The organism is Halobacillus sp. B23F22_5 (genome assembly GCF_043497085.1).
Classification (GTDB): Bacteria; Bacillota; Bacilli; order Bacillales; family Halobacillaceae; genus Thalassobacillus.
The window spans coordinates 124,722-148,000 of record NZ_JBIEKI010000004.1 but is presented as its reverse complement, the minus strand read 5'-3'; the positions used below and the strand labels follow the sequence as shown (position 1 = coordinate 148,000).

The window sequence follows — 23,279 nt, the reverse complement described above, 5'->3', positions numbered from 1 at the left end:
CATGCGATTCAGAAGCCTTAGCGGAAAAGAAATCGTGGATGTAGCCAGTGGCACCAAACTTGGCATCTTAGGTCAGACCGATTTAGAGATAGATGAAAAAACAGGGCAAATTAAATCATTTGTCATTCCTGAATATAAATGGTTTGGTGTGAAATCAGGTAACGAGGGTCATCGGATTACCTGGAATGAAATCATTCGGGTCGGGGAAGATATGATTTTGATACAGCCTAAAAAAGAATAGAGGTACGAATCGATGGACGATTCGTACCTCGTTTTTTTATTCACGCTTTGTTCATAAGAAGTTTATTCAACTAAAGGCCCGTAAAGTAGAAGACTCAGTTTCAAGATAGTAGGGGTTCTTTACCAAAAAAGTGTTATGGGTGGCTTGGAAACTACTCGCTTTCCTGCGGGGGAACTGGCAAGTCTCCTCGGTCGTTACACTTCCTGTGGGGTCTTGCCTAGCTCCTTCTCCCGCGGGGTTCTCGCAGTTTCCCAACCACCCCATCCGAAGGATGAGAGAAACGAACCCCCGCCATAGACGAAGCTGTCTTCTACAAATCATATGGAGCTATGATGTAGGTTATAAGCACGCTTTTATGAGTAGCTCTCTCTATGCTTGTAGCACGGCATACCGATGTTTCCGTTTCTCTTATAAAAGCAAGGAGGTCCGGGAAATTGCGAGACTCCTATGGGATGAACATGATCGGTGAGATCCCGCAAGGCGAAGCCTGAGGAAGCTCACCACATGCCCATGGAAAGCGAGTGATTTCCCGGACCTCCAAACGCTCACCCCTATAATGGAAACAGTTTCTCTTGAAACGGAGTATTCAGCTAAAGGGAGCTTAACTGTAAAATCCAGCAAAAGCTTTTGAGATAGCGAATAAAATAAACGAATACGCTACAAGTCGCTCAGTTTAAACGCTGAGCTTTTTTTAGTTTTACACAAATAAATGACCTGGTAATGATACAAGGAACGAACATTACGCTCCCACATAGGATAGAGGGAGAACATAAAGCACCCATGCAAAAGGAGGTGTCCGGTATGCTGACCGGATGGAATGTGGCAATCCTCGGCGGTGATGCCAGACAGATCGAAATGATACGCAAACTGAGTGAATGGGATGCTACGCTTCACTTAGTTGGATTCGATCAATTGGATTATGGCTTTACCGGAGCAAATCATATCGATATGGATGATGATGAAGTAGAAAAATTTGATGTCGTAATTCTGCCTGTCGCCGGGACAGACGAAAACGGCAATATTGATAGTATTTTTTCCAATCAAAACATGGTGCTGGATGAAAAATGGGTGGAGCGGACGAAAGAAGATTGTATCTTCTTAACCGGGATAGCCAACGGTTATTTAACCAAGTTGCTTGAAACTTCTAATCGCTTGTTAATTCCATTGCTCTCCAGAGATGATGTAGCAATTTACAATTCAGTCCCTACCGTAGAAGGCGCGATCATGATGGTCATCCAGAATACAGATTTCACCATCCACTCATCAAGAGTTCATGTGCTGGGGCTAGGGAGGGTCGGGATGAGTGTCGCCAGGGCGTTCCATGGCCTGGGGGCAAAGGTCTTTGTAGGGGTAAGAAAACCCGCGCATTATGCCAGGGTACAGGAAATGGGGCTCGAACCATTTTATTTGAATAGACTGGATGAAGTTTCAGAGAACACAGATATCATGATTAATACGATTCCCGCCCCCATTATAAATGCCTCAGTCATTAGGAAAATGCCTAGTCATACGTTCATTTTGGATCTTGCATCCAAACCCGGGGGTACTGACTTCCGCTATGCGGAAAAACGTGGTATCAAGGCCCTGATTGCTCCAAGTCTGCCTGGTATTGTCGCACCGAAAACTGCTGGCAGGATTTTGGCAAATACTGTTTTACAGATTTTGAAGGATCAACAGAGAAAGGAAGGAGAAACCAAATGAGTCTAGCTGGTAAAACAATTGGTTTCGGATTGACTGGTTCACACTGTACGTATGATGCGGTGTTTCCAGAGATAAAACGTCTGATTGATATGAAAGCTACCGTGATACCCATACTATCTTATACCGTACAAAAAACCGATACGAGGTTTGGAGATGCAGAAGACCACTTGAAAAAGCTGAAAGAGCTGACCGGAGAAGAGTTGATCATGACCATTCCGGATGCGGAACCATTAGGACCGAAACGTCCACTTGATTGTATGGTAATCGCCCCATTGACGGGCAACTCGATGAGTAAAATGGCCAATGCTTTGACTGATTCTCCTGTATTGATGGCAGCCAAAGCAACATTAAGAAATGGCGGTCCCGTTGTACTTGGTATATCAACGAACGATGCGCTTGGTTTGAACGGGGTTAACCTGATGAGACTGATGGCCACTAAAAATATCTATTTTATTCCATATGGCCAGGATAACCCATATAAAAAACCGAATTCCCTTGTCGCTGATATGACAAAATTGCCAGAAACCGTTGAAGCAGCCATCAACGGCAGGCAGAAACAACCTGTACTCATTCAGCGTCATTTCGAAGAAGCTTAGATATGATTAACATTGTCTCCCCTTAATATGATAGAATACAAGAATAGTGACTCTATTTCAGAGAATTTTCAATTATTCAAACGAGAAAGGGGACACAGATATGAGTCAAACTAAACAATACAATGTAGCAGTAGTAGGTGCCACAGGTGCTGTAGGCCAGAAAATGATAGAAACATTAGCGGATAGAGACTTTCCAATCAAAAGTCTGAAGCTTCTGTCTTCCTCCCGTTCAGCGGGAAAGAAGATAACATATAAAGGGGAAGAGATCACGGTAGAAGAAGCAAAGCCTGAAAGCTTTGAAGGAATTGATATCGCTTTGTTTTCCGCCGGGGGATCCATTTCCAAGAAATTCGCTCCTGAAGCAGTTAAAAGAGGAGCTGTGGTTGTAGATAACACAAGTGCATACCGTATGGATCCAGAAGTTCCGCTGGTTGTGCCTGAAGTAAACAAAGAAGACATCAAGGAACATAAAGGGATTATTGCCAATCCGAATTGCTCTACCATCCAAATGGTAGCAGCGCTTGAACCGATTAAAAAGGCCTTTGGATTAAAGCGAATCATCGTTTCCACTTACCAGGCTGTATCAGGTTCCGGTACGGAGGCAATCGATGAATTACGTGAGCAATCTCAGTCTTTCCTTGATGGAGAGGATATGAAAGCAGAAATCCTGCCAGTAAAAGGCGACAAAAAGCATTTTCCTATTGCATTCAATGCTTTACCGCAAATTGATACCTTTGAGGAAAATGGCTACACCTTTGAAGAAATGAAAATGATCAATGAAACGAAAAAAATTATGCATGCAGAAGATTTATCAGTGTCGGCAACTTGTGTAAGACTTCCGATTTTCACATCTCATGCGGAAAGTGTATATATTGAATTAGAGAAAGACGGTTTATCAGTCAAAGACCTTCATCAATCCCTTACAAATGCTCCTGGAATTGTATTAGAAGACGATCCGGCAACCCAAACGTATCCTACTCCATTGAGCGCTGCCGAAAAGCGGGAAGTGTTTGTAGGCAGGGTGCGTAAGGACTTGGACCAACCAAATGGGTTCCATCTTTGGGTAGTCTCTGATAATCTATTAAAGGGAGCGGCTTGGAATTCTGTACAAATCGCAGAACAACTGGTTGCTAATGATTGGTTGTAATTTCTTAGTTGATGGGGTGTCAACATGAAAGTAGTTGTACAAAAATTTGGTGGAACATCTGTAAGAGATACAGCAGGTAGAAAAAAAGCGATCGAACATATCCAGACAGCAATTGAGCAAGGTTTTAAGGTGGTTGTCACCGTTTCTGCAATGGGCAGGAAGGGTGACCCTTACGCCACCGATACGTTGCTTGACCTCGTGGGTTTTCCCGCCTCAAATATTTCTTCCCGTGAACGTGATTTATTAATGTCATGCGGAGAAACAATTTCATCTGTAGTTTTTTCCAATGAGTTGAAACGGGCAGGTATCCATGCGATCGCCTTGACTGGCGGTCAGGCTGGATTCATAACAAATGGAGATTTTACAAAAGCTAAGATTACCAAAATGGATTCCACACGAGTGGAAGAAGAATTGAACTCACATGATGTGGTGGTGGTTGCCGGTTTCCAGGGGAGATCGGAAGAGAATGAAATCACTACCATCGGCCGCGGAGGCAGTGACACAACAGCTGCAGCATTAGGTGCGGCTCTTCAGGCCGATTTTGTAGACATTTTCACAGATGTGGAAGGGATTATGACAGCGGATCCTCGAATCGTAGATTCCGCACGTGCCCTTGATAAGGTTACTTATAATGATATTTGTAATCTGGCTTATCAGGGGGCGAAAGTCATTCATCCAAGAGCAGTTGAAATTGCCATGCAGGCAGAAGTACCAATTCGTGTACGGTCAACTTATTCCCTCGATGAAGGTACGCTTGTAACTTCCTCCAGGGAGTCAGAAGCCGGAAAAGATATTCCAGATCGGTTAGTAACAGGGATCGCTCACATTTCAGGTATCACTCAAATCAGAGTGCTTGCAAAAGAAGAACCATACCAGCTGCAATCCGAGGTATTTAAATCCATGGCTGAAGCTGGGATATCGGTAGATTTCATTAACATTTCTCCAAGTGGAGTCGTTTATACGATAGAAGATTTATACACGAACCGAGCTGTGGAAATTTTGGAAAACCTGGGTTATACACCTGAGGTGATCCGTAATTGTGCCAAAGTATCGACAGTGGGTGCGGGTATGACCGGTGTTCCAGGTGTAACTGCGAAAATCGTTCATACTTTGACAGAAGCGGGGGTACAGATATTACAATCTGCCGACTCCCATACGACGATATGGGTGTTGATCCCGCAGGATGACTTAGTCACGGCTGTCAATGCCTTGCACAACGTTTTTGAACTTGACACTGAATAACAGTGAGTGAGAAGGGAGAAAGTGCAAGATGAATTTCGGCAGAGTATTGACAGCAATGGTCACTCCATTTGATAACAAAGGTAATATTGATTTCGAAAAGACGACTAATCTTGTCAACTATTTAATCAATAATGGATCAGATGGGCTGGTCGTTGCAGGAACTACAGGCGAGTCTCCAACCTTGACATCAGAAGAGAAAGCAGCACTATGGAAGCATACGGTGGAGGTCGTTGATAAACGTGTGCCTGTAATTGCTGGCAGTGGCAGCAATAATACACATGCTTCCATTGAGTTGACCAGGAAAGCGGAAAATGCCGGTGTAGATGCTGTCATGCTAGTGACTCCTTATTACAATAAGCCGAACCAGCATGGGCTTTATGAACACTTTAAGAGTATTGCCTATGAAACGAAACTCCCTGTAATGTTATATAATGTTCCAGGTCGCTCCATTGTACCGATAGCAGCGGAAACTGTTATCGCGCTCTCAAAAATACCGAATATCGTTTCATTAAAAGATGCAAGTAAAGATTTTGAAGCAATTTCAGAAATAATCGAGCGGACACCTGAGAATTTTACTGTATATGGGGGAGAGGATAGTCTGACCTTGCCGATTCGATCTGTCGGTGCTTCAGGCATCGTCTCGGTTTCTTCCCATGTAATTGGAAAAGAGATGCAGGAGATGCTTGAAAAGTTTGAACAGGGTGATGTGAAAGGTGCTGCTCAGGTACATCGTCAGCTTATTCCAATAATGAGTGAGTTATTCAAAGCGCCTTCACCAGCACCTGTGAAAACAGCATTACAAATAAAAGGAATCGATGTCGGAGGAGTAAGACTTCCTCTTGTGCCATTGAGTCCTGAAGAGCGGGAACGGTTAGTCAAAATGCTCCATGTTTCCGTTTAAAACAAAATTTGGCTACGTATAATAGGAAAGCAGCATTTGCCATTATGGCATCTGCTGCTTTTTCATTTGCCCCTCCACTTACCCTCTTCTCATTAATTTATGAAGTTAGTTTAACACTTTATATTTCATAATATAACTTGCCATAAACAAAATCCCATTAATATTACCAAAGCCTTTACCAGGGTTTGTATTGGATGATAATGTCTGGTTCATACTAATCATAAAGAAAGGGGTATGATCATGACAGATTTTAATAATCAACCGCAACAACCTCAGAAAGAACAGCCTGAAGAGCAGCCGAAGAAATCAGAACTGGTGGAAAAGATCCAACAGCTTGGACAATCAAACGTTCCCCAGGCTCCCGATTCTAATATTCATGTTCTGCCTATAATTGGACAAGTGGAAGGGCATATGCAGCTTCCTCCACAAAATAAAACGACTAAATATGAACATTTGATTCCACAGCTCGTCGCTATCGAACAAAACCCGAAAATCGAAGGGTTAGTAGTTCTGCTGAACACGGTAGGTGGAGATGTGGAAGCAGGACTTGCTATCTCGGAAATGATTGCTTCGCTTTCCAAGCCAACCGCATCAATTGTGCTCGGGGGAGGCCATTCCATCGGTGTACCGATTGCTGTTTCTACGGATCATTCATTTATCACAGAGACTGCAACGATGACCATTCACCCTATCCGGATGACCGGCCTGGTGATTGGAGTGCCTCAGACCTTCGAATATATGGATAAGATGCAGGATCGCGTAGTAAATTTCGTAACCCAGCATTCCAACATCACTGAGGATAAATTCAAAGAATTAATGTTTGCAAAAGGTAACCTTACCAGAGACATCGGAACAAATGTAGTAGGGCAGGACGCTGTTGATTATGGGCTGATCGATGCTGTCGGTGGAGTGAAAGAAGCAATGGAAAAATTGAACGAAGAGATTGATAAAAGAAAACCTGACAATGATGAGCAGGTGATTCAGTGATGGTACTTTATACTCCACTTAGTGAAGTAGACATTTTCCCGGCAGCTCAGGCAGACTACGATAATATAGTGATAACGCAATATAATCAAAAGACTGTTAAAGCTTTGAAGCTGGAAAATGGAAACTATCAAATCGTCCAGGTTTTATCGACCGATCCCTCTGATTACTTACATCCCGATTACCAGCCGGGAATGCAATTTAACGCTTAAACAGACACCAAACACATGCTTGCCTGTGCTATAATGAAAATAACTTTAAACGAACAGGGATGTCGCTCACAATGGATTATTCATTTGCGCCGGCATCCTTGTCTTTTCATTATGGAAGATAGAGGTGACAGCATGGCAAAAAAGAGAAACAAAAAGAAACAGGCCAAGTTGAAAAAACAATTGAAAGTTGAATTGCTTGGTCTCTTATTCATATTGCTTGCGGTATTCGGAAGTGGGGCTAGCGCAATCAGTGATGGAGCCATACCCGGTGGCCTGGAGCACATATTTCAATTTTTCTTCGGCGTGTGGTATTTTATAGCATCGGTCTTTCTCCTGGTGCTGGGTTTATTTTTGATGATCAAAAGAAAATGGCCGGTATTCTTACATAAGCGATTGGTGGGATTTTATATCATCTTCCTTTCCACAATTCTTTTCACACATATTCAGTCGTTTGAAAGCATTCTGGCAGGTTCTGTACAGCCATCGATTTTAAAAACGACATGGGAGCATTATTTTGCCTATTTGGATGGCAGTCTGCCATTCTCCGTTATTGGCGGTGGAATGACTGGAGCCGTGTTATTTGCACTTACGTATTTTCTCTTTTCAGCAGCAGGAGCTAAGATATTATCGGTGTTCGGAATTATCATCGGAATTATTTTTCTTACTGAATGGTCGCTTGGCAGTTGGTTGGAAAGTGTGTTCAGCAAGTTCCTTTCATTTATTCGTAATCAATGGGACGCTATCAAATCCAACCGGGTAACAAAAGAGAAAGCACCGAAGAACAAAGACAAAAAGAAGAAACAAAAAGCGGATAAAGAGGAAATCCCGGAAGAAACCGAACCGGAAGTCGCAGGAATTTCTGATAACGAAGAACCGATTATCCAGGATTTCACCGATATTGCTTATTCTTCGGAACTGAAACAGCAGCAGGATCAAACCGAACCAGCTGCTAAGATTGAAACAGACGAAAAGGATGATGATCAGCTGACCCAGTCATTGCCGATGACGGAGGTAGAGAATAAGGATTATCAATTACCGAGCATGGACTTGTTAGCAGAGCCTACGCATAACTCCCAGTCGCAGGAGCGTTCCCAAATCCAGGCCACGGTACGTAAATTGGAAAAGACCTTCCATAGCTTTGGAGTAAAAGCCAAAGTTACCAAAGTCCATGTCGGGCCGGCTGTTACGAAATATGAAGTTTATCCTGATGTCGGGGTTAAAGTAAGTAAGATTGTTAATTTACATGATGACCTTGCCTTGGCATTGGCCGCAAAAGATATACGGATTGAAGCTCCAATACCAGGGAAATCTGCTGTCGGAATCGAAGTACCGAACACAGAGGTGGCGATGGTTTCCTTGCGGGAGGTTTTAGAATCCAATTACGCCAAGCAGGGCCAGAAACTTGGATTTGCACTCGGGCGTGATATTTCCGGTGATGCTGTAATAGGGGAATTGAATAAAATGCCCCATCTGCTTGTAGCAGGTGCTACCGGAAGCGGGAAAAGTGTATGCATCAACGGCATAATCACCAGTATATTGATGCGCGCTAAACCACATGAAGTGAAAATGATGATGATCGATCCGAAAAAAGTGGAACTGAATGTCTACAATGGCATCCCTCACTTGCTGTCTCCAGTGGTGACGGATCCAAAAAAAGCGGCAAGGGCATTGAAAAAAGTAGTAGCTGAAATGGAACGCCGTTACGATTTATTTTCGGATACAGGGACAAGAAATATTGAAGGCTATAACGAATATATCAAAAAGCAGAACCAGGACACGGATGATACACAGCCGCAACTGCCATATATCGTCGTGCTGGTTGATGAGCTGGCTGACTTGATGATGGTTGCCTCGAATGATGTGGAAGATGCAATCACCCGGCTTGCACAAATGGCACGTGCAGCCGGCATCCATTTAATTATCGCTACCCAGCGTCCTTCGGTGGATGTCATTACGGGGATTATTAAAGCCAACATTCCATCAAGGATTGCGTTCAGCGTTTCTTCCCAAACGGATTCAAGGACGATCCTTGATTCCGGTGGGGCAGAGAAGCTGCTTGGCAGAGGGGATATGTTGTTCATGCCGGTAGGCGCCTCGAAACCAACACGGGTACAGGGTGCGTTCTTGTCGGATGAAGAGGTTGAACGAATCGTTAATTTCTGTGTCGAGCAGCAACGTGCGCAATACCAAGAGGAAATGATTCCAGAAGAGGAAAGCGAAGTAAAGCAGGAAGTAGATGATGATCTTTATCCAGAAGCGGTCCAATTAGTCATTGAAATGCAAAGCGCAAGTGTTTCCATGCTCCAAAGACGATTCCGGGTCGGTTATACAAGAGCGGCCAGATTGATTGATGCTATGGAAGACAACGGAGTGGTTGGCCCTTATGAGGGCAGTAAACCGAGAACTGTGCTTGTATCACAAACCAGTGAAGAACAGCAAAGCTCGTAAACGATCTATATTTGTTTTTCTTTACACAAAAAATCCTATGCCTTTTTAATCGGGCATAGGATTTTTTTACAGTAACATTATAAAATTGTTTAGGGTGAAAATAGCCCTATTTAATCACACTAATTTAAAAAGTTGTGTCTTAATTAGTAAAAATGAGAAAACACTATTTATTTATGACTAGTTTAGTGGTATATTATTGTCTGACAAGATGTGTCGAACGTCAGATGTCAGATCTCATACGTTAGGAAAATTGGAGGGAACTCTATGTCAATCAGACAGGACACCCGGCATTTGTATTTACAAGTGATCGAACAGGTGAAACGGGATATAGAAAACGGTATCTATAAAGAAAAAGAAAAACTGCCATCTGAATTTCAACTCTCCAAAAAACTAGGGGTTTCCCGAGCGACATTACGTGAAGCTTTAAGAATCCTTGAAGAAGAAAACATTGTAACACGACGACATGGTGTAGGTACCTTTGTCAATCCTAAACCAGTGTTTTCATCAGGTATTGAAGAGTTGATCAGTGTTACGGCAATGATACAGAAATCGGGTATGACTCCTGGAACCCAATTTCTTTCGACAGATTTCATTGAACCCACAGATGAAGACAAATCACGCTTTGAACCCATTCATATACATAGTTTAGCACAAATAGAGCGGGTCAGGACTGCTGATTCGCAGCCAGTGGTTTATTGTATCGATAAACTCCCTGATGGGCTTATACCCGTCAAAGATGTGTTGGAGAGAGATTCCATTTTTGACAGTCTGGAAGAGTATGCCAATAAGCGTGTAAGCTATGCAGTCACTTATATTGAGCCAATCGGATATCACGATCGCATTTCCCCTATTTTAGAATGCGAACCAGAACAATCGTTGCTTCTTCTCAAGCAGATGCATTATACGGAAATGGATGAGCCTGTGTTGTATTCATCAAATTACTTCCGGGCAGACAAGTTCAGTTTCCATGTTTTACGAAAAAGAGTGTAAGCGATTTCAAAGAAGGTTTTGGTTGCAAATACACTTTTAGGGGGTGATGGACGGCAATCAAGTAAATTATGAAAGCGGTTTTAGTTAGATTTTTGCTAATTTTATTACTATTAGGGGGTAATTATTTTGAAAAATCGTCGTTTTCTATTAGTTTTTTCTTTATTGCTGGCGATTGGTATGATTTTGGGTGCATGTGGATCTTCTGATGGCGGCTCCAACGAATCAGAAGGCAGCAATGGTAGTGATGGAGACAATGGAAATAGTGAAGAAGCATCTGAAGGTGATTTCTCAGTTGCAATGGTTACGGACGTAGGGGGAATTGATGATAAATCATTCAACCAGTCCGCATGGGAAGGTTTGCAGGCTTTTGGTGAAGAGAATGGCATGGAAAAAGGACAAGGCATCGATTATGCCCAATCCGCCAGTGATGCCGACTATAACACGAACTTAAACCGTCTGGTTCGCAGTGATTATAACTTGATTTTCGGAATCGGCTTTTTGCTTGCTCCAGCAATCGAAGAGGTTGCAGATCAAAACCCGGAAACCAATTTCAGCATTGTTGACTCTGTGGTTGAAAAAGATAACGTGGCGAGCATTGTATTTAAAGAACACCAAGGGTCTTTCCTTGTTGGGGTAGCAGCTGCTATGAAGACAGAATCTGACCAAGTAGGCTTTATCGGCGGTGTAGACAGTGACTTGATTAACAAATTCGAAGCTGGTTTCCGTGCTGGTGTCAAATCTGTCAATCCTGACATTGAAGTGAAAGTTCAATATGCAGGCGCATTTGATGCTCCGGATGATGGTAAAGCTATCGCTTCTAACATGTATTCTCAAGGAGTGGATGTAATTTATCACGCTTCAGGTGGTACAGGAAACGGTGTTTTTGCCCAAGCTAAAGACCTGAAGCAAAACGATCCAGACCGTAACGTTTGGGTTATCGGTGTTGACCGTGACCAGCATGAAGAGGGTCAAATTGATGATATGAACGTTACCTTGACTTCTATGGTCAAGCGAGTGGATATCGCAGTACAGGATATCTCCACAAAAGCGATGAACGACGAATTCCCTGGTGGAGAAGTCGTAGAATACGGGCTTGAAGATGATGCTATCAGTGTCGCAACTTCGAATGAAGAGGCAATGACTGATGAAATCAAAACTGCTGTTGAGGATTGGAAGCAAAAAATCGTCGACGGTGAAGTAGAAGTACCAAGCACACAAGATGAAGCAAAATCATTTGAAGATTCCCTTTAAGTTTGCATGGAAAGGTTGGAGCCCCAGCCTTTCCTTCTCTTACATAAAAAACATCAAATGAAAAGCAGGCAGCCCTTTTCATTTGATGTTTTTAAAGAAAGAAATCTATTAACTTATCTATCTATTACACAATGGTTTACGTTCGATAAAGAAAGTGGGGGAAACCATGGATTATGTTATTGAAATGTTAGACATCCGAAAAGAATTTCCTGGTATCGTCGCAAACGATAATATCACGCTCCAAGTGCAAAAAGGCGAAATACATGCTTTATTAGGTGAAAACGGTGCCGGTAAATCTACGTTGATGAATGTTCTTTTTGGCCTGTATCAACCAGAAAAAGGTGAAATTAAAGTACGCGGGGAAAAAGTCAAAATAAGTGATCCAAATGTTGCCAATCGGCTTGGAATCGGGATGGTCCATCAGCACTTCATGTTAGTGGACAAGTTTACGGTCACAGAAAATATCATTTTAGGAAGCGAACCTAAAAAGAAAGGTACCGTAGACCTCAAGAAAGCGGAAAAAGAAGTAGAGCGGCTGTCTGAGCTTTACGGTCTGAAAGTCGATCCTAGAGCGAAAATCCGTGATATTTCTGTCGGGATGCAACAACGTGTCGAGATTTTAAAAACCCTATACCGTGGTGCTGAAATATTGATTTTTGACGAGCCGACAGCCGTATTGACACCACAGGAGATCAAAGAACTTATTGAAATCATGCGTGCTCTGATAAGAGAAGGTAAATCTATCATTCTCATTACTCATAAGCTGAAAGAAATCATGCAGGTCTGTGATCGATGTACAGTAATTCGTAAAGGGAAGGGAATTGGCACCGTGGATGTAGCTGCTACCAATCCGACTGAACTGGCTTCCTTAATGGTTGGCCGCGAAGTCACTTTTTCCACGGAAAAAACACCTGCCAATCCAAAAGATGTCACACTATCTATCAAGGATTTATCGGTGAAAGATGCCAGGCAGGTAAAGATGGTCAAAAACCTGAGCCTCGATGTGAAAGCTGGAGAGATTGTTGGTCTGGCCGGGGTAGATGGCAACGGCCAATCGGAATTGATTGAGGCGATTACAGGCTTAAGAAAATCGGCGAGTGGCTCTATTCACTTAAATGGTAAGCCAATTACCAACTTGACACCACGAAAAGTAACAGATGCAGGTATCTCGCATATCCCGCAAGACCGACACCGGTTCGGGTTAGTACTGGATTTTCCAGTTGGAGAGAACATGGTGCTGCAAACTTATAATAAAAAACCATTTTCGAAAAATGGCATCCTGAATTACAAAGAAATCTATAAAAAAGCAGAATCATTGATTAAAGAATACGATGTGCGTACGCCTTCTGTTTTCACCAAAGCCAGAGCGCTCTCAGGAGGTAACCAGCAGAAAGCGATCATCGGCAGGGAAGTGGACCGTTCTCCTGATTTAATCATTGCAGCCCAACCGACCAGGGGACTGGACGTAGGGGCCATCGAGTTCATTCACAAAAAATTGATTGAAGAGCGGGATAAAGGCCGTGCCGTATTACTGCTATCCTTCGAACTTGATGAGATTATGAACTTGAGTGATCGGATTGCAGTAATGTTTGATGGGAAAATCGTTTCAGAAGTGAAGCCAGAAGAAACGACAGAACAAGAACTCGGTCTGCTTATGGCTGGCAGTAAACAGCAGAAAGCTGGTGAGCAGTAATGTTTTCAAATCGTTTAGTAAATATACTAATTCCTATTGTGTCCGTCTTTCTCGGTTTATTAGTGGGAGCATTCATCATGCTTGGTTTTGGTTATAACCCATTCCTTGGCTACTTATCCTTATGGAACGGAGCTTTTGGGGATTCTTACTTCTTTGGAGAAACCCTGAGGCAAGTCACCCCTTATATTCTTTCCGGTTTAGCTGTAGCATTCGCTTTCCGGACTGGTTTGTTCAATATCGGGGTAGAAGGTCAGGTCATCGTTGGCTGGTTAGCCTCTGTCTGGGTTGGTCTGGCGATTGACGCGCCAATGATCATCCATCTCCCCTTAGCGGTATTAGCGGCGGCTTTGGCTGGTGCAGCCTGGGGGTTTTTACCAGGATTGTTAAAAGCCAAGCTCGGTGTCCATGAAGTTATTGTCACCATCATGATGAACTACATCGCATTATATACTTCCAACGCTTTGGTACGTAACGTCATTAGTGATGGTAAAGACCGTACGGAACGGGTGCCTGAGACGGCATCATTGACTTCAGAATGGCTGGCGTCTCTTACCCAATATTCCAGATTGCACTTCGGTCTATTAATTGCATTATTTGCAGCTGCAGTCATGTGGTTTTTACTGAATAAGACAGCAAGGGGCTATGAGCTTCGGGCGGTCGGTTTCAATCAGGATGCTTCCAGATATGCGGGGATGAATGTCGGACGTAACATTATTTTATCGATGGTCATCTCAGGTGCTTTTGCAGGACTTGCAGGTGCCATGGAAGGTATCGGTACATTCGGCTACCAATCTGTAAAGGGTGGTTTTACCAATATTGGATTTGATGGTATCGCCGTAGCCTTGCTCGGTGGCAACGCTGCAATAGGTGTCGTGCTGGCAGCCTTATTATTCGGTACTTTGAAAATCGGTGCACTGAACATGCCGACAGGCGCTGGGGTGCCGACTGAGTTGGTGGATATTGTCATTGCTATGATCATTTTCTTTGTCGCTTCTAGTTATATGATTCGCTGGTTCCTGTTGAAAATTAAAAAGGAGGGGAAATAATATGGGGTTCTTAGATATTCTGCAATCAATCATCGGCCCGGCTATTTTCTTCTCAGCCCCTCTGATTCTTACCGCCATCGGTGGTGTATTTAGTGAAAGGTCCGGCGTCGTTAATATCGGGCTCGAAGGACTTATGGTGATGGGAGCATTTGTCGGTATTGTTTTCAATCTTACTTTCATAGAAACGTTCGGTTCCTGGACACCCTGGATATCTATTTTTGTAGCAATGATTGTCTCTGCAATTTTTGCAATCATTCATGCTATTGCATCGGTTACTTTTCGCGCTGATCAGGTAGTCAGCGGGGTAGCTATCAACTTTTTAGCCTTGGGACTAGGGTTGTTTTTGACAAAGCAATGGTATGGAAAAGGACAGACAGATATGGTAGACAGACCTTTTTATACAACAGACGTACCTTTCTTGTCAGATATTCCGGTCATTGGAGAGTTGTTTTTCTCAGGAATGTACTTGACTTCCTATTTAGCAATAGCAGTCGCTGTTCTCGGTTGGTATGTATTGTACAAAACCCCATTTGGATTGCGTCTTCGCTCGGTGGGAGAGCATCCGATGGCTGCTGATACAAATGGTATCAATGTCACAAAAATGCGTTATGTCGCTGTCATGATCTCGGGCGCGATGGCCGGTCTCGGGGGTTCGGTGTTCGCACTTACGATTGCACTCAATTTTTCTCATTCTACAATCGTAGGCCAAGGGTTCATGTCGTTAGCTGCCGTCATTTTTGGTAAATGGCATCCCCTTGGAGCAATGGGGGCGGCGTTGTTCTTCGGCTTTGCCCAAAGCCTGAGTATTATCAGTTCAGGTGTTCCATTGCTGCAGGATGTTCCGCAGGTCTTCTTATTGATTGCACCTTATGTGTTGACGATATTAGCTCTGGCCGGAGTCATCGGTCGAGCAGAAGCACCAAAAGCGATTGGTACACCATACATCAAAGGAACCCGCTAAATCAAAATTCACCCGGTCTTTAAAACCCGGGTGAATTTTTTTACATTTCGGAAGTAATCACGTAGGATAATAAATGGAATGAATTTTTTAGAATGGATAAATATAGATTGAATTGAAAAAATAAGAGAAGCAGATTGAATGAGGAGGACTGGATTATGAAGATAACTAAAGAAAAAATGTTAGAAAAGAAAGGGTATCGGTTACATATCCTTCCCAGTAAGAAATATAAAACCATTAACATAGTAGCAAAATTCAAATCTGAATTAAAAAAAGAGTGGATGACAAAGCGGGCATTGCTGCCGATGGTGCTGCAAAAAGCGACCCAAAACCATTCCAGCCCACGCGAGTTGCAATCCGCATTAGAAAATTTATATGGTACTATTCTGAGCAGTGATGGGACCAAAAAAGGTGAGAATCACGTCATCAGTTTTCGAATGGAAGTTGCTAACGAAGCTTATTTGAATGACCAGACGCCGTTACTGGAAGAAGCACTTCGTCTTCTCCATGATGTCCTCTTCAACCCTAAAACAGAAAATGGCGCCTTCGATGAGAAAATATTCAACCGTGAAAAACAGACGTTGGAGCAAAAGATCACCTCCATTAAAGATGACAAAATGAGTTATGCGAATATGCGTCTGATCGATAATATGTGTAAGGAGGAGCCATATTCCTATCATGTCCACGGGTATCCGGAAGATCTGGAAAAATTGACCGCTGCTGACTTATATGAGTATTACCAATCCTTCATCACGAATGACTTGTTAGATGTATATGTAATCGGGGACTTTGACGAAAATGAAACAGAGCGTTTGATGGATAAGTATTTTACAAGGGAGCAGTCCAGCAACGATACAAGCATAATGCAAAACTCAGCTACGCCAAACGTAGACGAATATCAGGAAATCATCGAACAAGATGAACTGAACCAGGGTAAACTTCATCTGGGCTTCCGCACGCATACGACATTTGGTGATGAAGATTATTATGCACTGCAGATTTTTAATGGCCTCTTCGGCGGGTTCCCAAGTTCCAAGTTGTTTATGAATGTACGGGAAAAGCACAGTCTTGCTTACTATGCTGCATCGAGGTTTGAGAGCCATAAAGGTTTGCTGCTTGTATTCAGTGGTATCGCTCCTCATGATTACGACCAGGCAAAAACGATTATTCTCGAGCAAGTGGAAGCGATGCGAAAAGGGGAGTTTAGCGAAGAAGAAGTGGAACAAACAAAAGAATTAGTGATCAATCAACTATTAGAAACGATGGACAGCGCACAAGGATTGATTGAAATTCTCTATCACCAAGTATTATCGGGCCATATGATCGAGGCCGAAGAGCTTGTTAATAATATCCGCTATGTTTCCAAGCAAGACGTAGTTGATATGGCCGCTAAAATTGAATTAGATACCATTTACTTCTTAACAAGCAAAGAAGGGGGAGCACAATAATGAAGGAACTCGTCTACGATCAGCTTAAAGAAAAAATATATACAGAGACGTTAGATAACGGGCTGAAGGTCTTTTTATTAAGTAAACCGGATATGGTAAAAACGTTCGGCATCTTTGCTACGGATTACGGTTCAATCGATCAGACTTTCACTCCGATCGGTAAAAATGAAAAAGTAACTGTCCCTGAAGGCATTGCTCACTTTTTAGAGCATAAACTATTCGAAAAAGAAGACAGGGACGTTTTTCAGGATTTCACCAAGCAGGGTGCATCCGCAAATGCATTTACATCATTTACAAAAACAGCCTACCTTTTCTCTGCCACAAGCAACATTGAAAAGAATGTGGAAACGTTATTGAATTTTGTGCAAGATCCTTTCTTTTCTGATCAATCGGTAGAAAAAGAAAAAGGCATAATCGCTCAGGAAATTAAGATGTATGATGACCAGCCTGACTGGCGTGCATTTTTCGGTACAATTCAAAGCCTTTTCCACGAACACCCTGTCCGTGTAGATATTGCCGGTACCGTCGAGTCGATCGAAGAGATCACCAAAGAAGATCTTTATACGTGCTATGAAACTTTTTATCATCCATCCAATATGACTTTGTTCATAGCGGGGAATTTCAACCCTGAAGAAATGATGAAGCAGGTCAAGGATAACCAGAACGCGAAAGAATTTGCAGACACACCATCCATCCAACGGTCTTATCCTGAAGAGCCGGATACAGTAGCAAAATCATATGGAAAAATAGAGATGCCAGTAACTACTTCCAAATGCATGGTCGGCATTAAAGAGAAAGTAGCAGGATTATCAGGGAAAGAACTTTTGAAAGCAGAACTTTTATCCAGCATGATTCTAAGCCACTACTTTTCAAAGAGTGGAGAATTTTATGAAGAGTTGTATGAAAACGATTTGATCGATGACAGCTTTCATTACGAAACAGACCTTGACCGCCAATTCGGTTTTACGATTTTAGGTGGTGATTCAAGGAAACCGGATGAACTGGCGGACCGGGTAAAAGAGATGCTCCATCAACTGAAAGAACGGGAAATTGCCGAGGTAGATTTCGACCGTATGAAAAAGAAAAAAATAGGTCAGTTTTTACGAGCGATGAATTCGATGGAGTTCATAGCCAATCAGTTCTCCCATTATCACCTGCTTGGTATCGATTTGTTCGAAGTGCTTCCTGAAATTGAGTCGTTGACCACAAAGGATGCAAATGAATTTTTGAAAGACTGGATTAATGAAGAACGAATCGCAGTTTTCCAGGTAATTCCACAGCAAGCTGGCTGAACGAGAATATGAGTAATAACATATTGATTATTGGTGCAAGTGGAGATATTGGGAGTGCTATTACCAGAGTCTTATCCGATCAAGGTAAACGTGTGTTACTGCAGTATCACTCGAATGAAAAATCTATCACACAGCTGGAAAAATCCATTCCAAAAGAGCAGTGGCTCGGAGCTGTAAAAGCAAACTTGGAGACTTCAGCCGGCATCCACGATTTTTTAGAAAATCTATCGTACCACATCGATGGGGTAGTTTTTGCGGGCGGCCGGGCTTTAATTGGATTATTTCAAGATATGACAGAACCGGAGATGGATCAGCTTTTCCATCTCCATGTCAAAACGCCCTGGCTGGTCACCAGGCATCTCCTCCCAAGTATGATCAGGCAGAGATATGGCCGAATTATACTTCTGTCTTCCATTTGGGGAGATATAGGGGCGAGCATGGAGGTGCTATATAGTTCCGTAAAAGGGGCCCAAAACAGCTTTGTGAAAGCCCTGGCAAAAGAAACTGCCAGAAGCGGCATTGCAGTGAATGGGGTTAGCCCTGGATTTATCGATACAAAAATGAATGAGGCTTTCAATAATGAGGAACGCGCCTCATTATTAGAAGAAATTCCTTCCGGTCGAGCAGGAACCCCGGAAGAAGTTGCTAAAGTAGTTGGATTTTTGTTAAGTGAAGATACGAACTATATTAATGGAGAAATCATCAAAGTCAATGGAGCCTGGAGCTAAGGCAGTCAAAAATTTTTTCCTCCTGTTCCTTCTTTTGCGTATAATATTTCCCATTTTTCTTAAACTAAGGGTGTATTTTAAACAAAGGAGGAAACAGTATGTCTGTACTTGACAACTTTGATTCATGGAAAGATTTCTTAGGCGATCGTCTTCACCAGGCGGAAGGGCAAGGGATGAATCAGAACGCCGTATCTGATCTTGCTTATGAAATCGGTGGTTATCTGGCTAAGCAGGTCGATGCAAAGAATGATCAAGAAGCAATCCTTCGCGATCTATGGAATGTGGCTGACAAAGAGGAACAGCATGCCATTGCAAATATGATGGTGAAATTAGTTCAAGATCAAGGTACCCAACGCTGAATAGAAAGTCTACATCTGAAAGTCGCGCTGTTGCATCAGCGCGGCTTTTGTCTGATTGTGTCGATATTACCATCAGTAAAGTTTGCAATAGGACTAATTGTGGAACTCTCCAAAATATATAAACACTCCTTTTCTAATATATGAAAATCATTTATTATAAAAGAAGGGTTGAAGCTGGTTTTTTTTGCTGGTACATAACATTTGATTCCAGAGGAGTTGTCGTATGGAGAAAAAAGAGTGGTATCTGGAATATGAAATTCAATATAATCGACCAGGACTATTAGGGGACATTTCTTCTTTACTGGGGATGCTGGCGATTAATATTATTACGATCAACGGTGTCGAAAACTCTCACCGCGGTATGCTGTTGCTGTGTAAAAATGAGGAGCAGATCGACCGATTGAAATCTATTGTAAAAACCATGGACACCATCAAAATCACGAAATTGAGACGCCCTAAACTTCGTGATACTCTGGCGGTGCGTCATGGTCGGTATATCCATAGTGATGTAGATGACCGGAAAACATTCCGGTTTATTCGTGAGGACCTGGGTTTACTGGTTGATTTTTTGGCAGAACTATTTATGAAAGACGGCCATAAGCTTGTGGGAATCAGAGGAATGCCTCGGGTTGGCAAAACGGAATCCATTGTCGCTTCCAGTGTATGTGCAAACAAACGCTGGTTGTTTGTATCCAGTACACTCCTGAAACAAACGATCCGAAGCCAGTTGATCGAGGATGAATATAGTGAAGATACATTATATATCATAGATGGAATCGTTTCGACTCGACGAGCGAATGAAAAGCATTGGCAGTTAGTACGGGAAATTATGAGGCTGCCAGCCACTAAGGTTGTAGAACACCCTGATATATTTGTGCAGGAGTCGGAATATAAAATGGAGGATTTCGACTATATCATCGAATTAAGAAATACAGAAGACGAAGAAATAACTTATGAGACAGTAGAAAAGCCAGAACTTTCACCAAACGATGGTTTTTCCATGTTTGATTTTTAATAGTAATGGATGGTGTTATACATGGAGCTCGGTACTCGCTTGAGAGAAGCGCGAGAGTCAAAAGGCTTGTCGTTAGAAGATATCCAGCAAGTCACTAAAATACAAAAACGTTATCTTCAAGCTATAGAAAAAGGGGATCATAGTGTGCTGCCCGGGACTTTTTACGCCAGGGCCTTCATCCGGGAATATGCAGCAGCAGTTGGACTTAGCCCTGATGAAATTATGGAGGAGTATAAAAATGAGCTCCCCGCATCCCCGGAGGAAAGTGCAGTCAGCTACAATCGCATGCAGCGATCCAAAGAAGAGGCATCTCCTTCAAATGGAAGTTTTTCAAGAGTTTTTCCTACTATAATTACAATTATTTTAATAGGAATCATTATTTTTGCCGCCTATTTTTTCCTATCTAAACTCGATTCAGAAAATGATAATGACTCGACACAGCAGAGAGACAGCGGTGATGAAATCATTGTCGAAGATTCTGCCGGGGAAAATAGTTCAACAGATGAAAATTCCGAAGAAAAAGCTTCCAAGGATGAGGAAGAATCAAAAGAAACAGCCACACAGGAAGACGATTCCGACAAGAAAATTGAAAACGAATCAGAAGAAATATCAGCGGAAGTGACTGAGACCGGTTCTGGCAGTTTCCCGCAACATACGGTAGAAGTCTCTCAGGCAGAAGAACTTGAGTTGACGATTGAGCTGAATAAGACCAGCTATTTGGAAGTAAAGAAGGGCCCCAATGGGGAAACCTTCATTCCTAGCATTGAATATGGAAAAGACGATTCTCCAATAACAATAGATATAAGCGGTGAAAAGCAGATTTACATCAAATCCGGCTTTGTCCCGGCTACTACGATAAAGCTGAACGGGAAAAAGATTGAATTCCCGGTGGATAAAATGCAGCAAAAGTTTCTCATCAAAGTAGCGGAATGAACGATTCTATAGAAGCTGTTCCAAAGGAACGCAAGGGGTCCCGGAAGACCCCTGTAACATTTCTTTATGGAACAGCTTTAATCATGCAGGAAGCCATTTAGGAGTGTGTTAACAATGAATATACCAAATCGAATTACCATTTCACGAATTTTATTGATTCCTATTTTTATTATCCTTATGAGTGTGCCCTTTAATTGGGGGGATATCGCTATGGGTGATCGTGAGCTACCGGTCTCCCACCTGGCAGCTGCTATCCTTTTTATTATCGCTTCAACTACCGATTGGATTGATGGCTATTACGCCAGAAAACATAATTTAGTCACGAATCTTGGTAAATTTCTTGATCCACTTGCCGACAAACTGCTCGTGTCTGCCGCTATGATTTTATTAGTGGAGCAAGGACTGGCGCCAGGCTGGGTTGTAATCACTATTATCAGCAGGGAATTTGCTGTCACAGGGTTGCGCCTGGTTGCGGCAGGGGAAGGTATCGTCCTTGCAGCGAGTAATATGGGTAAATGGAAAACAACCCTGCAAATTGTTGCTATATCCGCGTTGCTCCTTCATAACTGGCCGTTTGCTTATATTGGGTTCCCATTTGGAATCATCACTTTATACGCAGCATTAATCATCACGGTTATTTCCGGCTATGATTATTTTGCGAAAAACTGGCATGTAATGAGGGATTCAAAATAATGAAGACAGTAAAAGCAGAAATTATCGGTATCGGAACAGAGTTGTTACTGGGGCAAATCGCTAATACAAATGCGCAATGGATTTCCGCACAGCTGGCGGCTCAAGGTATTCATGTTTATTTCCATGGTGTGGTCGGTGATAATTTCAACCGGTGCGTCGAAACATTCGAAGCAGCTCAGCGCCGATCTGATCTGGTAATCGTAACTGGCGGCTTAGGTCCTACGGAAGATGACATGACGAGAGATGCAGCAAATAAACTTTTTGACCAGACATTGTTGGAGGATGCGGAAAGTTTAAAACGTGTTGAACATTTTTATCAAAAAAACAACCGGATCATGTCTCCGAATAATCGGAAGCAAGCACTTGTGTTCGAACATGCAAGTGTCTTACAAAACCATGAAGGGATGGCTCCTGGAATGATTGTGGAGCATGAGGGAGTGCTATGGATATTCCTTCCTGGTGTCCCATCTGAAATGAAGTATCTGATGGAAAAGCATGCAATGCCTTATTTATATGATTATTTTGATTTAAGCACGGAAATAGTTTCTGAGATGCTGCGATTTATCGGAATTGGAGAATCACAACTAGAGCATGAGCTTCAACATATGATCAGCAGCCAGACGAACCCTACAATTGCCCCTTTAGCATCTGAAGGAGAAGTTGGATTAAGATTGACCGCGAAAGGGGAAACAAAACAAGAAGCACGAACTATGATTGCTTCCCTAAAAAAACGAATTCTAGCTAAAGTCGGAAACTATTATTATGGTTCGGATAAAATAACCATTCAGCAAAAAGTGGTTGAACTATTAAAGGAAGAACAGGTAACGATAGCTGCTGCAGAAAGCTTAACGGGTGGCCGGTTCACCGATCAGATGATCAGTGTGCCAGGTGCTTCCAGCGTCTGTGAAGGAAGTTTGGTGACGTACACACCTGCGATGAAAGAAAGTCTTCTGGGCGTACCTGGGGATCTCATCACTCAGTATGGAACCATAAGTGAAGAATGTGCCCGGTCTATGGCGGAGAATGTCCAGCGGTTAACCAGAAGTAATATCGGCATCAGTTTCACAGGTGTAGCAGGACCAGACGCAAGCGAAGGAAAGGATCCTGGAACTGTTTTCATCTCCCTTCGTATCAATAAGGAGCAAGAGCTGGTCAAAAAATTTCATTTTAATGGCGGCCGGGAGACTGTACGTAACCGGGCAGTGAAGAAAGGGTATGAATTACTCTTCCATAAGTTGAAAAAAGATTTTTCCAGCCCCGCTTCTGGGTGATAATTCTTGTTTCCTTTAGGTATAAATCAAAAGTCAGCTGATGCAAATTATAAAAAAAGGGAACATCTATTCGCTTTTTAGTTGGCAAATCGTTCAAAACAAGTTATCATAAGGATAGCAAAGCTGAAAG

22 protein-coding genes are annotated in these 23,279 nt (G+C 42.6%); all 22 read left to right on the top strand.

Going from position 1 to position 23,279, the window contains the following annotated elements; genetic code table 11:
• Window position 1 precedes the first annotated feature (1 nt).
• The 22 genes from ACGTN9_RS07755 (at window position 2) to ACGTN9_RS07650 (ending at window position 23,149) form a co-directional block, all read left to right on the top strand.
• Window positions 2–241: a YlmC/YmxH family sporulation protein gene (locus tag ACGTN9_RS07755; RefSeq protein ID WP_176791592.1), complete on the top strand. Its 240-nt coding sequence runs from the start codon at window positions 2–4 to the stop codon at window positions 239–241.
• A gap of 801 nt (window positions 242–1,042) precedes the next feature.
• Window positions 1,043–1,942: a dipicolinic acid synthetase subunit A gene (gene dpaA / locus ACGTN9_RS07750; RefSeq protein WP_499591776.1), complete on the top strand. Its 900-nt coding sequence runs from the start codon at window positions 1,043–1,045 to the stop codon at window positions 1,940–1,942.
• The gene (locus ACGTN9_RS07745) at window positions 1,939–2,538 is read left to right on the top strand and encodes a dipicolinate synthase subunit B (RefSeq protein WP_499591775.1); all 600 of its coding nucleotides are present in this window, start codon (window positions 1,939–1,941) and stop codon (window positions 2,536–2,538) included. Before dpaA ends, ACGTN9_RS07745 begins: the two co-directional genes overlap by 4 nt.
• 100 nt (window positions 2,539–2,638) lie before the next feature.
• Window positions 2,639–3,685, top strand: a complete 1,047-nt coding sequence (gene asd, locus ACGTN9_RS07740) for an aspartate-semialdehyde dehydrogenase (protein ID WP_499591774.1) — start codon at window positions 2,639–2,641, stop codon at window positions 3,683–3,685.
• Window positions 3,686–3,709: 24 nt separating this feature from the next.
• Entirely contained in the window at window positions 3,710–4,927 is a 1,218-nt protein-coding gene (dapG, locus tag ACGTN9_RS07735) for an aspartate kinase (RefSeq protein WP_499591773.1), read from the top strand.
• Window positions 4,928–4,955: 28 nt separating this feature from the next.
• Window positions 4,956–5,828, top strand: coding sequence for a 4-hydroxy-tetrahydrodipicolinate synthase (dapA, locus tag ACGTN9_RS07730; protein WP_499591772.1), 873 nt, complete (start codon window positions 4,956–4,958; stop codon window positions 5,826–5,828).
• Window positions 5,829–6,068: 240 nt separating this feature from the next.
• Window positions 6,069–6,815, top strand: a complete 747-nt coding sequence (locus ACGTN9_RS07725; RefSeq protein WP_499591771.1) for a ClpP family protease — start codon at window positions 6,069–6,071, stop codon at window positions 6,813–6,815.
• Window positions 6,815–7,024 carry a YlzJ-like family protein gene (locus tag ACGTN9_RS07720; RefSeq protein WP_499591935.1) on the top strand — a complete coding sequence of 70 codons (210 nt, stop codon included), beginning with the start codon at window positions 6,815–6,817 and terminating at the stop codon, window positions 7,022–7,024. Before ACGTN9_RS07725 ends, ACGTN9_RS07720 begins: the two co-directional genes overlap by 1 nt.
• Window positions 7,025–7,156: 132 nt before the next feature.
• A complete protein-coding gene (locus tag ACGTN9_RS07715) occupies window positions 7,157–9,472 on the top strand; it encodes a DNA translocase FtsK (protein ID WP_499591770.1) in 2,316 nt (771 codons plus the stop codon).
• A 264-nt stretch (window positions 9,473–9,736) separates the two neighbouring features.
• The gene (locus ACGTN9_RS07710) at window positions 9,737–10,462 is read left to right on the top strand and encodes a GntR family transcriptional regulator (protein WP_499591769.1); all 726 of its coding nucleotides are present in this window, start codon (window positions 9,737–9,739) and stop codon (window positions 10,460–10,462) included.
• Between the two features lie 126 nt (window positions 10,463–10,588).
• Window positions 10,589–11,713 carry a BMP family lipoprotein gene (locus tag ACGTN9_RS07705; RefSeq protein WP_499591768.1) on the top strand — a complete coding sequence of 375 codons (1,125 nt, stop codon included), beginning with the start codon at window positions 10,589–10,591 and terminating at the stop codon, window positions 11,711–11,713.
• Window positions 11,714–11,879: 166 nt separating this feature from the next.
• Complete coding sequence (locus ACGTN9_RS07700) at window positions 11,880–13,406, top strand: ABC transporter ATP-binding protein (protein ID WP_499591767.1); 1,527 nt, start codon at window positions 11,880–11,882, stop codon at window positions 13,404–13,406.
• Complete coding sequence (locus ACGTN9_RS07695; RefSeq protein ID WP_499591766.1) at window positions 13,406–14,452, top strand: ABC transporter permease; 1,047 nt, start codon at window positions 13,406–13,408, stop codon at window positions 14,450–14,452. The genes ACGTN9_RS07700 and ACGTN9_RS07695 overlap by 1 nt, the downstream gene beginning before the upstream one ends.
• A gap of 1 nt (window position 14,453) precedes the next feature.
• Window positions 14,454–15,413: an ABC transporter permease gene (locus tag ACGTN9_RS07690; protein WP_499591765.1), complete on the top strand. Its 960-nt coding sequence runs from the start codon at window positions 14,454–14,456 to the stop codon at window positions 15,411–15,413.
• A 155-nt stretch (window positions 15,414–15,568) separates the two neighbouring features.
• Window positions 15,569–16,858, top strand: a complete 1,290-nt coding sequence (yfmF, locus tag ACGTN9_RS07685; RefSeq protein WP_499591764.1) for an EF-P 5-aminopentanol modification-associated protein YfmF — start codon at window positions 15,569–15,571, stop codon at window positions 16,856–16,858.
• On the top strand, window positions 16,858–18,150 hold the full coding sequence (gene yfmH / locus ACGTN9_RS07680) for an EF-P 5-aminopentanol modification-associated protein YfmH (protein ID WP_499591763.1): 1,293 nt from the start codon (window positions 16,858–16,860) through the stop codon (window positions 18,148–18,150). The genes yfmF and yfmH overlap by 1 nt, the downstream gene beginning before the upstream one ends.
• 8 nt (window positions 18,151–18,158) lie before the next feature.
• Window positions 18,159–18,878 carry an elongation factor P 5-aminopentanone reductase gene (ymfI, locus tag ACGTN9_RS07675; protein ID WP_499591762.1) on the top strand — a complete coding sequence of 240 codons (720 nt, stop codon included), beginning with the start codon at window positions 18,159–18,161 and terminating at the stop codon, window positions 18,876–18,878.
• A 98-nt stretch (window positions 18,879–18,976) separates the two neighbouring features.
• Window positions 18,977–19,237, top strand: coding sequence for a DUF3243 domain-containing protein (locus ACGTN9_RS07670; RefSeq protein WP_499591761.1), 261 nt, complete (start codon window positions 18,977–18,979; stop codon window positions 19,235–19,237).
• A 223-nt stretch (window positions 19,238–19,460) separates the two neighbouring features.
• On the top strand, window positions 19,461–20,252 hold the full coding sequence (locus ACGTN9_RS07665) for a DUF3388 domain-containing protein (RefSeq protein WP_028782847.1): 792 nt from the start codon (window positions 19,461–19,463) through the stop codon (window positions 20,250–20,252).
• 21 nt (window positions 20,253–20,273) lie between these two features.
• The gene (locus ACGTN9_RS07660; RefSeq protein WP_499591760.1) at window positions 20,274–21,185 is read left to right on the top strand and encodes a helix-turn-helix domain-containing protein; all 912 of its coding nucleotides are present in this window, start codon (window positions 20,274–20,276) and stop codon (window positions 21,183–21,185) included.
• Between the two features lie 114 nt (window positions 21,186–21,299).
• Window positions 21,300–21,878, top strand: a complete 579-nt coding sequence (gene pgsA / locus ACGTN9_RS07655) for a CDP-diacylglycerol--glycerol-3-phosphate 3-phosphatidyltransferase (protein WP_499591759.1) — start codon at window positions 21,300–21,302, stop codon at window positions 21,876–21,878.
• The gene (locus tag ACGTN9_RS07650) at window positions 21,878–23,149 is read left to right on the top strand and encodes a competence/damage-inducible protein A (protein ID WP_499591758.1); all 1,272 of its coding nucleotides are present in this window, start codon (window positions 21,878–21,880) and stop codon (window positions 23,147–23,149) included. The genes pgsA and ACGTN9_RS07650 overlap by 1 nt, the downstream gene beginning before the upstream one ends.
• Window positions 23,150–23,279 lie beyond the last annotated feature (130 nt).

Excerpts from the sequence above, each read along its gene's own strand:
- ACGTN9_RS07755 (WP_176791592.1), top strand. The coding sequence starts at position 2 with ATGCGATTCAGAAGCCTTAGCGGAAAAGAAATCGTGGATGTAGCCAGT.
- dpaA (WP_499591776.1), top strand. The coding sequence starts at position 1,043 with ATGCTGACCGGATGGAATGTGGCAATCCTCGGCGGTGATGCCAGACAG.
- ACGTN9_RS07745 (WP_499591775.1), top strand. The coding sequence starts at position 1,939 with ATGAGTCTAGCTGGTAAAACAATTGGTTTCGGATTGACTGGTTCACAC.
- asd (WP_499591774.1), top strand. The coding sequence starts at position 2,639 with ATGAGTCAAACTAAACAATACAATGTAGCAGTAGTAGGTGCCACAGGT.
- dapG (WP_499591773.1), top strand. The coding sequence starts at position 3,710 with ATGAAAGTAGTTGTACAAAAATTTGGTGGAACATCTGTAAGAGATACA.
- dapA (WP_499591772.1), top strand. The coding sequence starts at position 4,956 with ATGAATTTCGGCAGAGTATTGACAGCAATGGTCACTCCATTTGATAAC.
- ACGTN9_RS07725 (WP_499591771.1), top strand. The coding sequence starts at position 6,069 with ATGACAGATTTTAATAATCAACCGCAACAACCTCAGAAAGAACAGCCT.
- ACGTN9_RS07720 (WP_499591935.1), top strand. The coding sequence starts at position 6,815 with ATGGTACTTTATACTCCACTTAGTGAAGTAGACATTTTCCCGGCAGCT.
- ACGTN9_RS07715 (WP_499591770.1), top strand. The coding sequence starts at position 7,157 with ATGGCAAAAAAGAGAAACAAAAAGAAACAGGCCAAGTTGAAAAAACAA.
- ACGTN9_RS07710 (WP_499591769.1), top strand. The coding sequence starts at position 9,737 with ATGTCAATCAGACAGGACACCCGGCATTTGTATTTACAAGTGATCGAA.
- ACGTN9_RS07700 (WP_499591767.1), top strand. The coding sequence starts at position 11,880 with ATGGATTATGTTATTGAAATGTTAGACATCCGAAAAGAATTTCCTGGT.
- ACGTN9_RS07695 (WP_499591766.1), top strand. The coding sequence starts at position 13,406 with ATGTTTTCAAATCGTTTAGTAAATATACTAATTCCTATTGTGTCCGTC.
- ACGTN9_RS07690 (WP_499591765.1), top strand. The coding sequence starts at position 14,454 with ATGGGGTTCTTAGATATTCTGCAATCAATCATCGGCCCGGCTATTTTC.
- yfmF (WP_499591764.1), top strand. The coding sequence starts at position 15,569 with ATGAAGATAACTAAAGAAAAAATGTTAGAAAAGAAAGGGTATCGGTTA.
- yfmH (WP_499591763.1), top strand. The coding sequence starts at position 16,858 with ATGAAGGAACTCGTCTACGATCAGCTTAAAGAAAAAATATATACAGAG.
- ymfI (WP_499591762.1), top strand. The coding sequence starts at position 18,159 with ATGAGTAATAACATATTGATTATTGGTGCAAGTGGAGATATTGGGAGT.
- ACGTN9_RS07670 (WP_499591761.1), top strand. The coding sequence starts at position 18,977 with ATGTCTGTACTTGACAACTTTGATTCATGGAAAGATTTCTTAGGCGAT.
- ACGTN9_RS07665 (WP_028782847.1), top strand. The coding sequence starts at position 19,461 with ATGGAGAAAAAAGAGTGGTATCTGGAATATGAAATTCAATATAATCGA.
- ACGTN9_RS07660 (WP_499591760.1), top strand. The coding sequence starts at position 20,274 with ATGGAGCTCGGTACTCGCTTGAGAGAAGCGCGAGAGTCAAAAGGCTTG.
- pgsA (WP_499591759.1), top strand. The coding sequence starts at position 21,300 with ATGAATATACCAAATCGAATTACCATTTCACGAATTTTATTGATTCCT.
- ACGTN9_RS07650 (WP_499591758.1), top strand. The coding sequence starts at position 21,878 with ATGAAGACAGTAAAAGCAGAAATTATCGGTATCGGAACAGAGTTGTTA.